The following is a 14,324-nucleotide window of genomic DNA, read 5'->3' on the forward strand; positions in this document are numbered from 1 at the left end:
TCTAAAAAGAAATGTCCTGTATAATTTTTCTCATATTCTTAATGGTATCCTCATAAGACACAAAGTCTTCTGTAAAATAACTGGTGATAGACTGATAATCTTCTTCATAAAAGGAATTATCACAAAACTCTGTAATAATGGCAGATACATCTACTCCTTCTTTTGCGGATGGACATACAGTCATTTGAGCCCGATGCTCCCTGACCTCTTTGACTAATGAGACAAACTTATTATCAAAATCAATGAGCGGAGTAAGTTTATAGACATCATACAAATGACGCGAATACCGTTTTGATTTCCCCTGCATATAATAATCGCAAAGAGCAAAAATCTTATCAATATAAGTCCTTTCCAACGACTGTAAATTCATTGAAAATCTGTCAAGAGAAAATTGTTTTGCCAGATCTATTCGATTTCGCTTTTCCAGATAATCCCCAATATAATTATGTATCTCTAACGACTGTGTCGGAAATGCATACGACCCCAATGCAGTTTCCAGTTTTATATACTGCGGCAGTCTTTCATCTTCCAGTTCAAATACAGAAGTATATGAAAAGAAATAAGCGTTATAGTCCCTGTCGCTTTGGGTTTCATTCCAGTTTGCAATCGGCATTTCCAGTTCTTCGCTTATTCCTTTTAAAACAACATTCTTAAGTTTTTTCCTTCTACTCTCTCCTATATGCTCTTTGAAAGTAATATCAATATCTTCAGAAAAACGATTGATTATATGATATCCTTTGGATAAAGACGTCCCTCCCTTGAAAACACACAGATCAAGCTGCTCTGACAATAATTTTAGGATCAGTGTAACATAGTAATCCTTTTCTACTACTATAGGTGTTCTTCCGCTTTGCTCAGCAGTCTGTTCCACCATATCCTTAAACATTTCTCTATCCTTATGAAGATACATACTCCACCTCCGTTTCATATATTGCTTTATATATCTTAATCGGATAATTTGCAATAAACCTATCGATTTTTTTCTTTGTAATAGCATTTTTTCTGGCATATTCTGTCAAAATCCTTCCGCATTTTTCCGGCTCCATCTCTGTGCATTTTTCAATATCCTTCAGACAATCCAAAAACTGCAGCACCGGTGCATTTTCTTTCGTCACCTCCACCACTGGTCTTCTGATAAGGTATTGCCTGTTTTTAATCGTTATTTTCCTTACCAATGCCGGAGCAAAATTGCTGCTTATCTCCTGAGTAAGCGGAACCTGCGTGGATAATCCCATGCGGTTTGCCAATGTATAGCCGGAATAGTAACCCACCCGCTTTCCCCTGCGCAAGATATACTTATGAACAGCTACTGTATCCGGGGACAAAGACATTCGCTCACCGAAAATATCCGTTTTAGGGAAATAGTATACTCCCGGTTCGAATCGGCATATGGTTCCACTGTCAGTAAGTTTTTTTAAATGATATCTAAGATTTTCTTCTGTCATCCCTGGGATATCAATATCTCCGGTAAAAATAGGTTCTCCTGGAATATAATTTTCTTTCAAATATTCATATAACATAACCGCTTTCCTTTCGATAAGTAAATTATTTGCTTACTTATTGTTAGTATACTTGAAATTATTTTCTTTGTCAATCGCATCTGATTTATTCATATTGTTTCCATCTACATCACTGTTTAACAGGACATATTGTCCTATTAATGTCCTATTAAACACAGTTTTAGAAATTCAAAGTACCTTTTAAAAATACCTTTTGGCACTTTAAATGGCACATAAAAAGGCAGGATACACATGCACCCCGCCCGCATTTCTGACTATTCTGTTCTCAATATTTACAATCCCAGTCCGCTCACCCATTCCTGAACATCCGCTTCATCCGCTCCTGACCGGAATCTCATGCCCTCCTGCCAGTCACCTGTTCCTGCCATCTCCGCCAGAAGCGCGCCGCTGTCGCCCAGACCGGAGCTTGCCGATGTGCAGAAGGGGATCACCGTCTTCCCGGTAAAATCATTGGCCTCGACAAACGAATCCACGGGCCATGCCGCGATGCCCCACCAGATAGCCCACAAAAATCGTGTCATAGTCCTCTACATTATCTACACTGACTGTAATTTCGGGATGGACACCCTCTAAAATTTCCGCTTCTGCTTCTTCCTGCAAATCTCCATATTCTTCTGCCCTCTGAATTTCCGCAAGCGTTCCTCCGGTCAGGTCGGCAATCTGTCCGGCAACTTCTTCGGTATTTCCCGTATGGGAGAAGTAGGCAATCAAAATATTTCCGCCATTTGTATTGGTTTCTGCGGTTCCCGGTTCTTCGCCAGCCGCAGAAGATGATTCTGTGGAGGGACTGCTGTTTCCGCAGGCTGCCAGTACAATACTGAAAACCACTGCTAACACAAGCAATAAAAGCGTTTTTCTTGTTTTCATCGTATCACCTTCCTTACCGTATATACCAGCCGGACACCATCGCCTCTTAGCCGTTCTATATTTTTTAACTGAAAAACCGCCGGGCCGCCGGCAGGGAGCAACGGTGATCTTTCAAACACTGTAACCGAATCCGGATTTCCATCTACAACCGGTGCCTTAGTTCATCCACTACTCCCTGCTGCAGGAACGTCCAGTTGACCGTACCTCCGCCACAGATCAGCAGCCTGTTGATTCCAAATAACTGATGTAATTTCTCCACGGCCAATTTGCTGTCCAACCCTTCGGAACCTGCCAAAATGTAAGACACGCCATGTTTGCGAAGATAGGCTCGATAAGCTGCCGGTGTCTTCTCCGTCAGGACTTCGATTACATGGGCGTCTGGTCTGCCCGCTTTGTGGAAAGTACCGGATTCCCAGCCGATTTCCCCCTGCACGTCAACAGAAACATAGTAGAGGGGAGCCTGCTTTTCCGCAACAAAATCACCGTCAGGAACCTCTGTTCCAAAATCAGGTTCCGGTTTCCGCCATCCTGTAAATTCCTTTGTCGTTATGGTTCCATGAAGCCATGCGTCCGCCTGATATTCTGTGCGGATGCGGCCATACTCCTCACTGACGGATCGGGCGCTCTCCATTTCCATAAACTCTCCCGTGATCTTACCGTCTAATGCACTAAGAATGTGACAAATCGTATAAGGACGATTCATAGACTTTCTCCTTTCTCAGATAATTTCGATTTGCTGTAAATAGTCGAAAACATATCTTACGGCTTCATCAAAGGCGTTGCCGCTGAATCCGTGGCCCGCCCCGTCAATAACATGATAATCTACATCTTCATAAACCTCAGCCGCACGATCAGAATACAATGACCGCTATGACCACAGCTCCCATAATCCACCCCTTTTTACGCTTCATAATTGCCCTCCTTACAGACACTCCGTCAAAATTTCATAAACTTCGTCCCTGCTAAGTTCTCTTGGGCCTGATTTGATGATATTGCACGTATCTGCCACCTTGCGAAGTATATCCGGCGTGATTTCCACTTTAGATTTTAATTGTCCCATCTTTGTAGGCAGACCGCATTCCTCGATAAATGCCGTCAAAGCCTCCAATCCAGACTCTGCATTGTCTTTTCCAAAAACTTCTTTTGCAAACCGGGTAAATTTTGCTTCTGCGTCTTTCAGAATGTGGCGGTAGTATGCCGGATGAATGACAGCCAGCCCCTGTCCGTGATTACAGTCTGTATAAGCGCCAAGCTGATGTTCCATCTGGTGAGCCTGGAAATCAGTAAGACGTCCCACTTTCAAAATACCGTTCTCTGCCATAGCAGAATCCCACATCAGGTTTCCTCTTGCCTGCATGTCGTTCACATTTACAAGAAGGCGGCGCATATTGACAACTGTATTTCTCATAATAGAAAGCGCCACATCATCAGACACATTATCTGTATCTGAATTTCCCAAATATGTTTCCATTGCATGACTTAAAGTATCGAAAGCACCGGAAAGTACCTGCATTGCCGGAACCGTTGCGGTATAGGCAGGATCAAGGATAGCAAAAGAAGCAAAGGAGCCTACAATAGGACCTTTCCACATTTTTTCTTCATAAGTGATGACTGCGCCGTAGTTCATCTCTGCCCCGGTTCCGGAAGCTGTCACAACGGCTCCCATAGGGATTCCCTCTGTCGGAAATTGTCCTTTTCCGTATTCCATGTCCCAGATATCTTCCTCTGCCATAGCCTGGACAGAAATGACTTTACAGCAGTCAACGACACTGCCTCCGCCTGCAGCTAAAATAAAGTCTACATGGCGTTCTCTTGCAAGCGCTGCGCCTTCCTGTACTTTAGCATAGGTAGGATTCGGCATAATGCCGGAAAAATCCACCACTTCTTTTCCCGCCTGCTCAAGAATGTCTTTCAATTCGTCATAGACGCCGCTCTTTTTCAGTGAGCCGCCTCCGTAAGCCAGCATAACCGTTTTTCCAACCTTAGGAAGTTCCTGCTTAAGCGCGTCCGCTGCAGCTCCTTCTCCAAAATAAACTTTTGTAGGATAGGTAAAAGTAAAGTTGTTCATAATAAGTACCTCTCTTTCTTATAAATGATCATTAAAATGTTGTTTGTCTGCTTTTTTCAAGCCAGGGCCGCATTTCCTCATTCTGCATCTGCTCCCTCTGTCTGTAAACTTCCCACGCATCGCCTCCAAGTATAAATTTAAAGGGCGGATTCTCAGGCTGGATCGCTTCCAGTACCAGTTTGGCCCCTTTGTCCGGATCTCCGCATTGTGTGCCGTGGCTGTGATCATTCTCAATTCTTCTAAGCCCTGCTGTGGCATCATAATCACTGATCTGAAGCTCTGTCTGTTTCAGGGAACGTCCGCTGAAATTGGTACGGAATGCTCCCGGTTCTACCACCATTACCTTAATTCCAAGAGGCTCTGTCTCCTTCTGAAGAGCGCTGGACATTCCTTCCAGAGCACATTTCGATGCTCCATAATATCCGGATCCCGGAAAGGTATTTACTGCTGCAATGGATGAAATATTGACGATGGAGCCGCTCTTCATCCCCCGCATATAAGGCAGCACTTCTTTGATCAGAGAAACCGGTCCGAAGAAATTGGTCTGAAACAAAAGATCCACATCCTTTTCCTGCCCTTCCTCCACTGCTGCCCGGTATCCGTACCCGGCATTGTTGATCAGTCCGTCAATACGGCCTTTCGTATTGATAACCGTTTCTACTGCCCGTTTGATCTGTTCCTTATCCGTCACATCCAGCTTAATCGGCAGGATCTGTCCCGGATACAGATTTTCCAATTCCTGCAGCGCCTCTTTGCTGCGGGTGGCAGCGGCAACAAAATCTCCTTGCTCTGCAATCGCTTTTACAAAGCTTTTTCCTAATCCGGAAGAGCTCCCTGTCACCATCCAAACTTTCTGCATCTTATTTCCCTCCTATTTATTTACAGTCTCCCGGTTTTCATTCCGGACCTGTGAATTTGACTCAATAATCTCCCGTAATGAAATATTCTCATTTCGGTAACGTACCCGGGGATTTTTCTCAGGTACAGCCAGCCCTATTGCCTTCTGGGGACAGGCATGTGCACAGGCCAGACAAGTCCGGCAGCTGCCCGGGATATAAACAGCTTTGCCGTCTGTCACGTGAATAGACGCTGTAGGGCATACCTTTTCACAGATCCCGCAGCCAATACAGTTTTCTTTTATCTTCAAAAGATACTGCCATAGATCCGCCGGACTTTGACTCATACGATCAACAAATTCCCGGTGCACGGCCCGGTCGTTTTCTGTCACTTGTGAGATCATTCTTTTTCCGGCGTTCAGGTCTCGAAGGATTGCAGCCAGCTGCCCCTCCATGACGGTTCCCGTAAGTCAGGATCATATAAAAGTAATCCGTATGAAAGCGAGCCGCTTTCAGAAATTCCTTTACCATATCCGGAACTTCATGCCCATAAACAGGGGCAACTACGCCAATCCTGTCGGATGTAAATTCTAAAGATTTCTGATGGATTGCCTGGGGAATACTGACCGGATTTTCGTCCAGTTGTTTTGCAATATACAGACTGTTTCCCGTGCCGGTAAAATAAAATACCATGACTCCTCTCCCTTCTGCTTTTCTTGCACCTCAGTTTCATTCATGTTATAATCCGATTGGAACTATCGGTTCATACAACCGATTATATTATCCGGTAGTAACAACCGGTCAATATATTTTCAAGAAAAATTTTTTGAAAATTTTGTGAACAGGAGGATGTTTTATTGTATACCATGATGCAGGTCTGCCGCGAAACAGACATGACATATCAGACTTTAAAATATTATTGTAATGAAGGGTTAGTTCCCAATGTAAAACGCGACGGAAATAACCGCCGCGTATTTGATGAACGGGATGTCAAATGGATTAAAGATCTTGTTTGCCTGAAGAAATGCGGTATGAGCATTCAGGAAATGAAAGAATATTTGGATCTGTGCCTTCAGGGGGCGTCTACCATTCCTCTGCGAAAGGAGATGCTGACTAAAAAGCAGAATGCGCTGCGCGCTTCCATTAAGGAACTGGAGGAAAGTATGGCCTATATCGACTGGAAACAGGGATTTTACGATGAGGTCCTTTCCGGAAAACGACCTTACATAAGTAATTTGATTCCTCTTGAATGATTAATGGTAAAGAGAAGATACTCCTGAATAATTTAGAATACTCTTCTTTGTCTCCTCACAAAACAAGCAGAAAAAACAGCCAGCCTTAATTGGCTGACTGTCATATTCACTGTTGCACCTTTTTCCCTGCCGTCATACACGATGATTGCCCGGCCGAAATGTTCCGCTAAATACCTATTTCGCTCTACATATATGCTCGGCTGATAATTCTCCTTTAAAACCGTGATATCGTCACATAGATCAAGGAGCGCTTTTATATCTTACTGCTCCTTCATCCGATTCAATTTGTTACGATATGGAATAACTGCCGACCTCTGGATCTCCGGATGATCTTTTTTCAGCAGACGATCTATTTTGCCCCGAGGGGCATGTTGCAAAGTCAAAGCCCCCGATGGTCTTTGACTCTCGCGGCAGTCGCCAAATGGACATGCAAGCATGTCCGCCTGGCTCGTTGCCCGCGGAAATAAATAAAACCCGCAAACGTTAAGTTTACGGGCTTTACAAGCTCCCCCTGTTGGACTCGAACCAACGACAACTCGGTTAACAGCCGAGTGCTCTACCGACTGAGCTAAGGAGGAATATTCTATTTTTGTTGCCTACACTTTGACAACAAAAATAATTTACCACAAATGCTTTCTTTTTTCAAGAGGTGCCGGCAAAATTTTCAAAATAGACTCTCGCTGCCAGTTGTTTTTTCTCCGTAATTTAACTGCCTTAAAAGCATCTCCTCCGATATAAGGAATCACAGCTTCCTGTTCCATACGGCTGCCCGGGAAAAATCCAAGGAGGCAATCCGGAAAATTAATGCTTACATATTTTCCATCTTCTGATAACCAGGTAATTGCATGAAGTAAATTACGGTTAAAGAAGACTGCTTCTCCCTTTTCCAATATATAATCTTCTGTATGTATACGGATTGTTAATTCGCCCCGGAGTACCAATGTAATCTGCAGTTCCTCATGCCAGTGAAAGTCTCTGTATCCTCTTCCCGGCGGGATAATGCTGTCCCTTGTTGCCACATACATTCCGATCGGAAACATTTTATCTTCATATTGATTGATTTCATGCAGAGATTCTTTTTTCATGATTCTTCATTTCCTGTAAAACAAAAAAGTACTTTGAACTTTCCGGTAAAAAAAACAGAATATAGTCTTTAACAACTACATTCTGGTCTTTATTATGTACCTTCAAAACCACATACAAGAAATCTATCCATCTTCCAGCCTTTTTGAACCTTCCTTGGTTATGCCCTCGACCGATTAGTAACAGTCAGCTCCATGTGTTACCACACTTCCACCTCTGCCCTATCTACCTCGTCGTCTTCAAGGGGTCTTACTACTTTCGTAGGGATATCTCATCTTGAGGGGGGCTTCACGCTTAGATGCCTTCAGCGTTTATCCCTTCCCGGCTTGGCTACTCTGCCATGGCCTTGGTAAGCCAACAGATACACCAGCGGCCAGTCCATCCCGGTCCTCTCGTACTAAGGACAGCTCCTCTCAAATATCCTACGCCCACGCCGGATAGGGACCGAACTGTCTCACGACGTTCTGAACCCAGCTCGCGTACCGCTTTAATGGGCGAACAGCCCAACCCTTGGGACCTACTTCAGCCCCAGGATGCGATGAGCCGACATCGAGGTGCCAAACCACTCCGTCGATGTGAACTCTTGGGAGTGATAAGCCTGTTATCCCCAGGGTAGCTTTTATCCGTTGAGCGATGGCAATCCCACTTTATACCACCGGATCACTAAGTCCTACTTTCGTACCTGCTCCACCCGTCGGTGTCGCAGTCAAGCTCCCTTCTGCCTTTGCACTCTTCGAATGGTTTCCGACCATTCTGAGGGAACCTTTGAGCGCCTCCGATACCCTTTCGGAGGCGACCGCCCCAGTCAAACTCCCCACCTGACATTGTCCCCCAGCCGGATCACGGCTGCAGGTTAGAAACCCAGCACTGCAAGGGTGGTATCCCAACAGCGGCTCCAAAAAGACTGGCGTCTTCTCTTCCTAGCCTCCCACCTATCCTGTACATGCAATACCGAATCCCAGTATCAAGCTGGAGTAAAGCTCCATGGGGTCTTTCCGTCCTGGCGCAGGTAACCAGCATCTTCACTGGTATTTCAATTTCACCGGGTGCATTGTCGAGACAGTGCCCAAATCATTACGCCTTTCGTGCGGGTCGGAACTTACCCGACAAGGAATTTCGCTACCTTAGGACCGTTATAGTTACGGCCGCCGTTTACTGGGGCTTAAGTTCAAAGCTTCGCTTGCGCTAACCTCTCCCCTTAACCTTCCAGCACCGGGCAGGCGTCAGCCCATATACCTCACCTTTCGGTTTCGCATAGACCTGTGTTTTTGCTAAACAGTTGCTTGGGCCAATTCTCTGCGGCCTGGTCTCCCAGGCACTCCTTCTCCCGAAGTTACGGAGTCATTTTGCCGAGTTCCTTAACAATGCTTCTCCCGTCGGCCTTAGGATTCTCTCCTCATCTACCTGTGTCGGTTTACGGTACGGGTACGATATGAACAATAGCGGCTTTTCTTGGCAGCCAGCTCACACATTTCCCTACTCTTAGTTCGGTATGCATCACGTCTTCAGATTGGCAGGCGGATTTGCCTACCTGCCTCCTACCTCGCTTGCCCCGGTCTCTCCATTCCCGGTAGTGCTCTCTTTCTGCGTCCCCACAGTTCTGTCATATCGTAGTACAGGAATCTCAACCTGTTGTCCATCGGCTACGCCTCTCGGCCTCGCCTTAGGTCCCGACTTACCCAGAGCAGATCAGCTTTACTCTGGAAACCTTGGATATTCGGCCGGAAGGATTCTCACCTTCCTCTCGCTACTCATTCCGGCATTCTCTCTTCCATACAGTCCACAGCTCCTTCCGGTACTGCTTCTTCCCGTATGCAATGCTCCTCTACCAATTGATCAGATCAATTCCCGAGCTTCGGTGGTGTGTTTCAGCCCCGGACATTTTCGGCGCAGGACCTCTCGACCAGTGAGCTATTACGCACTCTTTTAATGTATGGCTGCTTCTAAGCCAACATCCTGGTTGTCTTTGAAATCCCACATCCTTTTCCACTTAACACACACTTTGGGACCTTAGCTGCAGGTCTGGGCTCTTTCCCTTTCGACTGTCCAACTTATCTCGTACAGTCTGACTCCCACACACCATCTACACGGCATTCGGAGTTTGATATTCTTCGGTAAGCTTTGACGCCCCCTAGGAAATTCAGTGCTCTACCTCCGTAAGACTTGTGTGAGGCTAGCCCTAAAGCTATTTCGAGGAGAACCAGCTATCTCCGGGTTCGATTGGAATTTCTCCCCTATCCACACCTCATCCCCACCCTTTTCAACGGATGTGGGTTCGGTCCTCCATTGCCTTTTACGGCAACTTCAACCTGGACATGGATAGATCACCCGGTTTCGGGTCTACTCCGACTGACTCATCGCCCTATTAAGACTTGGTTTCCCTTCGGCTCCATCCCTTAAGGACTTAACCTCGCCAGCCAGCGTAACTCGCCGGACCGTTCTACAAAAAGTACGCGGTCGGACCTATATAGTCCTTCCACAGCTTGTAAACACAGGGTTTCAGGTTCTCTTTCACTCCCCTCCCGGGGTCCTTTTCACCTTTCCTTCACAGTACTATGCGCTATCGGTCACTAAGGAGTATTTAGCCTTACGGGGTGGTCCCCGCTCCTTCCTACAAGGTTCCACGTGTCTCGTAGTACTCTGGATCCCGCCTTGTCAACTTATCTTTCGCTTACGGGGCTTTCACCCTCTCTGGCTGGCTTTCCCAAAACCATTCTGCTAGACTTGTTGAATCAATTGTGCGGTCCGAACCCCAGCATGCACGCACGCTGGTTTGGGCTCTTTCCATTTCGCTCGCCGCTACTTTGGAAATCGATGTTTCTTTCTCTTCCTCCGGCTACTTAGATGTTTCAGTTCACCGGGTTCCCCACGCATGGCTATGGATTCACCATACGCTGACGGAGCTTTTCTCCGCCGGGTTTCCCCATTCAGATATCTCCGGATCATTGGATATTTGCTCCTCCCCGAAGCTTTTCGCAGCTTATCACGTCTTTCATCGGCTCTTAGTGCCAAGGCATCCACCCTGTGCTCTTTTCTGCATAACCAACTTGCCAAATAGTTTTGAAAGCATCCTGACGGGACTGATCTTTCGTGAAAGCTTGCTTTCTAAAGAAAGATCCTGTTTCGGCAGTGATATTTGCAAAGCAAATGTCACCGAGAGAATTTTAATTCTCGAGGGGCTTTCAATACTACGGCTCACATGTATAGCGTTACATGTGTTGGTTCTTTCGGCCAATTTTTTTACTTTGTTTTCTTCAAAGTGTTGTAATCATCACAACAGTTTCCTGTTCATAACAATTACCTCGGATGTCTTGTTAAGATATTTCATCTTATCTATTTCTCGTATGCGGTTTTCAAGGTACATATCTGACTGATGTTTTATCAGTCATTAGAAACCTGAACTTCTTTTCAGCTCTCTAATCACTGGTAAAACCAGTTATCATAACAGCACTGCCCTGCTGATCGGGTTGGCGGCGATAAGTTGTTGCTCATCCTTGCCTGTATCTATGATAAATTTTCTTTTCGGCAGCGGTTCTGCCTTCTTTTCTTTTTTAATCTGGCGGCCACCTACTCTCCCACACCGTCTCCAGTGCAGTACCATCGGCCGCCCGGGTCTTAACCATCGTGTTCGGGATGGGTACGGGTGTTTCCCCCAGGCGCATCGCCACCAGAATTAAGTCATCAGCTTTTGACAGCTTGATCACTCAACAATAGACAACAACTCCCTACTTCTTTTCCCTAGAAAGGAGGTGATCCAGCCGCACCTTCCGATACGGCTACCTTGTTACGACTTCACCCCAGTTACTGGTCCCGCCTTCGGCAGCTCCCTCCTAAAAGGTTGGGTCACTGACTTCGGGCGTTACCAACTCCCATGGTGTGACGGGCGGTGTGTACAAGACCCGGGAACGTATTCACCGCGACATTCTGATTCGCGATTACTAGCGATTCCAGCTTCATGTAGTCGAGTTGCAGACTACAATCCGAACTGAGACGTTATTTTTGAGATTTGCTCCGCTTCACAGCCTCGCCTCTCTTTGTTTACGCCATTGTAGCACGTGTGTAGCCCTGGCCATAAGGGGCATGATGATTTGACGTCATCCCCACCTTCCTCCAGGTTGTCCCTGGCAGTCCCTCCAGAGTCCCCAACTTTACTTGCTGGCTACTGAAGGTAAGGGTTGCGCTCGTTGCGGGACTTAACCCAACATCTCACGACACGAGCTGACGACAACCATGCACCACCTGTCTCGATTGCCCCGAAGGGAAGGTGACATTACTCACCGGTCACTCGGATGTCAAGGCCAGGTAAGGTTCTTCGCGTTGCTTCGAATTAAACCACATGCTCCACCGCTTGTGCGGGTCCCCGTCAATTCCTTTGAGTTTCATTCTTGCGAACGTACTCCCCAGGTGGACTACTTATTGCGTTAGCTGCGGCACCGATAAGCTTTGCTTACCGACACCTAGTAGTCATCGTTTACGGCGTGGACTACCAGGGTATCTAATCCTGTTTGCTCCCCACGCTTTCGAGCCTCAACGTCAGTTACCGTCCAGCAAGCCGCCTTCGCCACTGGTGTTCCTCCTAATATCTACGCATTTCACCGCTACACTAGGAATTCCACTTGCCTCTCCGGTACTCCAGCTCCACAGTTTCCAAAGCAATCCCGGGGTTGAGCCCCGGGTTTTCACTCCAGACTTGCAATGCCGTCTACGCTCCCTTTACACCCAGTAAATCCGGATAACGCTTGCCCCCTACGTATTACCGCGGCTGCTGGCACGTAGTTAGCCGGGGCTTCTTAGTCAGGTACCGTCATTTTCTTCCCTGCTGATAGAAGTTTACATACCGAAATACTTCATCCTTCACGCGGCGTCGCTGCATCAGGGTTTCCCCCATTGTGCAATATTCCCCACTGCTGCCTCCCGTAGGAGTTTGGGCCGTGTCTCAGTCCCAATGTGGCCGGTCACCCTCTCAGGTCGGCTACTGATCGTCGGCTTGGTGCGCCGTTACCGCACCAACTACCTAATCAGACGCGGGCCCATCTCACACCACCGGAGTTTTTACCTCAAAACCATGCGGTTTCGTGGTCTTATGCGGTATTAGCAGTCATTTCTAACTGTTATCCCCCTGTGTGAGGCAGGTTGCCCACGCGTTACTCACCCGTCCGCCGCTCAGTCACAAACCTCGTCATTCCGAAGAAATCCAAAGTAGGTGCTTCGCTCGACTTGCATGTGTTAAGCACGCCGCCAGCGTTCATCCTGAGCCAGGATCAAACTCTCGTTAAAAAGTTCTCTCTCGGTCAGGAAAACTACTAGCTTTCCTATCCCGTTATTTACTGTTGGCACCAGGCTTCCATCTCTCGATTTCTGCCTGATTTCCGTTCTGAATATTTCTCTTAGAAATTTTCAGGGTCGTTGTCTATTGTTCAGTTATCAAGGTGCTTTCTGCTTGTTTCGCTCATCAGCGACAACTTCTATAGTTTATCATGTCGCTTGATGTTTGTCAACAACTTTTTTCATTTTTTCTTTTTCCGTATTCTCCCGAATCAGAAAGAAGAAGAGATGAGATGAAGTTGTTTTGCGCCGTCTCACGCGACAGCTTTGATATAATATCACTTCTATTTTTCAAAGTCAACCTTTTTTTCTATTTTTCTTTTACTTTTTTATTTTTCTTTATTTCCTCTGCTCGAAGCCTACAGAGCAAAGAGTTCCGCAAGCGGAACTCTCGCGCCGAGCGCGGCCGCTTTAACGGCAGATTTCTATTGAATAATACAAACTTGCGGCCACTATCTTAGAGTGACCGCAAGTTTCATGATCGGATTAAATTCATATATAACTCTTAGGATTCCATTATTCTGAATTGCTGTGTAAGCTTCCTTTCCGAAAGACGTCGTATAAAGAAACGTGACAAACATAAACAAAACCCACACGATGATCAGCGCCCCTCCCGCACCGAGAATCCCCCCGGCAAGGCGGTTGATCAATCCGAGCACCGGCAAATTCGCTATAATGTCCAATGCAAAAATAACGGCGCGAAGTATAATCGTAATAATAATAAAGGTAAGAATAAATGCCAGAATATTAATGATCAGTTTTGCCGCTGCTTTTGCTATATACTGCACAAAAGTATCTGCGCCCAGCTTTTCATATATATCTTCATTATTATTTGTAAGCAGAAGTGATTTAAATATTTCCGGAATATCCGCCCCTTCTATCGCCGCCACTTGTGCATCCTTTGGTATTTCCGCTTCTTCCAGCAAGCTTTCACCCTCCTCGCCTCCAGAGCGCAGCCCGGAAAGAAGGCTGCTGGAAATTCCGTACTCCGCCAACTCTTCATCCGATATATTCCCATTAATAATATCCTGTATTGTAATGCCCGCCGCATTCAGCTGTTCTTCTGTAATGCCCGCTGCATTCAACGCTCTTCTGATATTCTCCTCCGTCATCATAGAGCCGGTATTTTCCTCGTCTCCCGATGAAAACATACCACCAATGGCGCTTACCGCCTGATCCTCAATCATAGTATCCAGCGGAGTCATACTTATAATCCCTTCGCTCACATAGGGCGTGAGGAAAAATACCAGCACAAAAGTTACGATAGTCGCTGCCAAAGATACTGCTATTTTGACTGCTCCTCTGTAAATTCCTACTACAATGCAGATCAAAAAAATGATCCCTGTTGTAATCACTATCCAATTCATAAGCT

General features: G+C 46.2%; 10 protein-coding genes, 1 tRNA gene, 3 rRNA genes and 1 pseudogene. 1 reads left to right on the forward strand and 14 read right to left on the reverse strand.

Translation table 11 applies throughout. From position 1 onward, the window contains the following. Position 1: 1 nt before the first annotated feature. The 8 genes and pseudogenes from R2J37_RS14850 to R2J37_RS14890 all read right to left on the reverse strand — a co-directional run bounded on the left by R2J37_RS14850 (position 2) and on the right by R2J37_RS14890 (position 5,984). Positions 2–910 (reverse strand): nucleotidyl transferase AbiEii/AbiGii toxin family protein, encoded by a 909-nt coding sequence (locus R2J37_RS14850; RefSeq protein WP_230104967.1) that lies wholly within the window; start codon positions 908–910, stop codon positions 2–4. After that, on the reverse strand, positions 897–1,520 hold the full coding sequence (locus R2J37_RS14855; protein ID WP_230104966.1) for a DUF6088 family protein: 624 nt from the start codon (positions 1,518–1,520) through the stop codon (positions 897–899). Before R2J37_RS14855 ends, R2J37_RS14850 begins: the two co-directional genes overlap by 14 nt. Before the next feature lie 272 nt (positions 1,521–1,792). Continuing rightward, positions 1,793–2,387: pseudogene (locus R2J37_RS14865) on the reverse strand (flavodoxin). Positions 2,388–2,529: 142 nt separating this feature from the next. Then, a complete protein-coding gene (locus R2J37_RS14870; protein WP_316265834.1) occupies positions 2,530–3,090 on the reverse strand; it encodes a dihydrofolate reductase family protein in 561 nt (186 codons plus the stop codon). A 219-nt stretch (positions 3,091–3,309) separates the two neighbouring features. Then, the gene (locus R2J37_RS14875) at positions 3,310–4,455 is read right to left on the reverse strand and encodes an iron-containing alcohol dehydrogenase (RefSeq protein ID WP_316265835.1); all 1,146 of its coding nucleotides are present in this window, start codon (positions 4,453–4,455) and stop codon (positions 3,310–3,312) included. 31 nt (positions 4,456–4,486) lie between these two features. Next, a complete protein-coding gene (locus R2J37_RS14880) occupies positions 4,487–5,314 on the reverse strand; it encodes an oxidoreductase (RefSeq protein ID WP_316265836.1) in 828 nt (275 codons plus the stop codon). 12 nt (positions 5,315–5,326) lie between these two features. After that, positions 5,327–5,638: a 4Fe-4S binding protein gene (locus tag R2J37_RS14885; protein ID WP_316265837.1), complete on the reverse strand. Its 312-nt coding sequence runs from the start codon at positions 5,636–5,638 to the stop codon at positions 5,327–5,329. A 4-nt stretch (positions 5,639–5,642) separates the two neighbouring features. Next, positions 5,643–5,984 (reverse strand): EFR1 family ferrodoxin, encoded by a 342-nt coding sequence (locus R2J37_RS14890; protein WP_316265839.1) that lies wholly within the window; start codon positions 5,982–5,984, stop codon positions 5,643–5,645. A 173-nt stretch (positions 5,985–6,157) separates the two neighbouring features. Between R2J37_RS14890 and R2J37_RS14895 the strand changes: the two genes are divergently transcribed. After that, positions 6,158–6,544: a MerR family transcriptional regulator gene (locus tag R2J37_RS14895; RefSeq protein ID WP_316267062.1), complete on the forward strand. Its 387-nt coding sequence runs from the start codon at positions 6,158–6,160 to the stop codon at positions 6,542–6,544. 505 nt (positions 6,545–7,049) lie between these two features. Here R2J37_RS14895 and R2J37_RS14900 read toward each other — a convergent pair. The 6 genes from R2J37_RS14900 to R2J37_RS14925 all read right to left on the reverse strand — a co-directional run bounded on the left by R2J37_RS14900 (position 7,050) and on the right by R2J37_RS14925 (position 14,319). Continuing rightward, positions 7,050–7,122 (reverse strand) — tRNA-Asn (locus R2J37_RS14900). Positions 7,123–7,164: 42 nt separating this feature from the next. Beyond that, entirely contained in the window at positions 7,165–7,629 is a 465-nt protein-coding gene (locus R2J37_RS14905; protein WP_316265841.1) for a cupin domain-containing protein, read from the reverse strand. A gap of 154 nt (positions 7,630–7,783) precedes the next feature. Further along, positions 7,784–10,671: ribosomal RNA gene (locus R2J37_RS14910) — 23S ribosomal RNA — on the reverse strand. 510 nt (positions 10,672–11,181) lie between these two features. Then, positions 11,182–11,299: ribosomal RNA gene (rrf, locus tag R2J37_RS14915) — 5S ribosomal RNA — on the reverse strand. 70 nt (positions 11,300–11,369) lie between these two features. Continuing rightward, positions 11,370–12,904: ribosomal RNA gene (locus R2J37_RS14920) — 16S ribosomal RNA — on the reverse strand. The 16S, 23S and 5S rRNA genes sit together here, the layout of an rRNA operon. 500 nt (positions 12,905–13,404) lie before the next feature. Next, entirely contained in the window at positions 13,405–14,319 is a 915-nt protein-coding gene (locus R2J37_RS14925; RefSeq protein ID WP_230104961.1) for a CvpA family protein, read from the reverse strand. Between the last annotated feature and the right edge of the window lie 5 nt (positions 14,320–14,324).

The organism is Claveliimonas bilis, from assembly GCF_030296775.1.
GTDB classification, from domain to species: domain Bacteria; phylum Bacillota; class Clostridia; order Lachnospirales; family Lachnospiraceae; genus Claveliimonas; species Claveliimonas bilis.

Coding starts and splice junctions, on each gene's coding strand:
- R2J37_RS14850 (WP_230104967.1), bottom strand. CDS start 910: ATGTATCTTCATAAGGATAGAGAAATGTTTAAGGATATGGTGGAACAG.
- R2J37_RS14855 (WP_230104966.1), bottom strand. CDS start 1,520: ATGTTATATGAATATTTGAAAGAAAATTATATTCCAGGAGAACCTATT.
- R2J37_RS14870 (WP_316265834.1), bottom strand. CDS start 3,090: ATGAATCGTCCTTATACGATTTGTCACATTCTTAGTGCATTAGACGGT.
- R2J37_RS14875 (WP_316265835.1), bottom strand. CDS start 4,455: ATGAACAACTTTACTTTTACCTATCCTACAAAAGTTTATTTTGGAGAA.
- R2J37_RS14880 (WP_316265836.1), bottom strand. CDS start 5,314: ATGCAGAAAGTTTGGATGGTGACAGGGAGCTCTTCCGGATTAGGAAAA.
- R2J37_RS14885 (WP_316265837.1), bottom strand. CDS start 5,638: ATGAGTCAAAGTCCGGCGGATCTATGGCAGTATCTTTTGAAGATAAAA.
- R2J37_RS14890 (WP_316265839.1), bottom strand. CDS start 5,984: ATGGTATTTTATTTTACCGGCACGGGAAACAGTCTGTATATTGCAAAA.
- R2J37_RS14895 (WP_316267062.1), top strand. CDS start 6,158: ATGATGCAGGTCTGCCGCGAAACAGACATGACATATCAGACTTTAAAA.
- R2J37_RS14905 (WP_316265841.1), bottom strand. CDS start 7,629: ATGAAAAAAGAATCTCTGCATGAAATCAATCAATATGAAGATAAAATG.
- R2J37_RS14925 (WP_230104961.1), bottom strand. CDS start 14,319: ATGAATTGGATAGTGATTACAACAGGGATCATTTTTTTGATCTGCATT.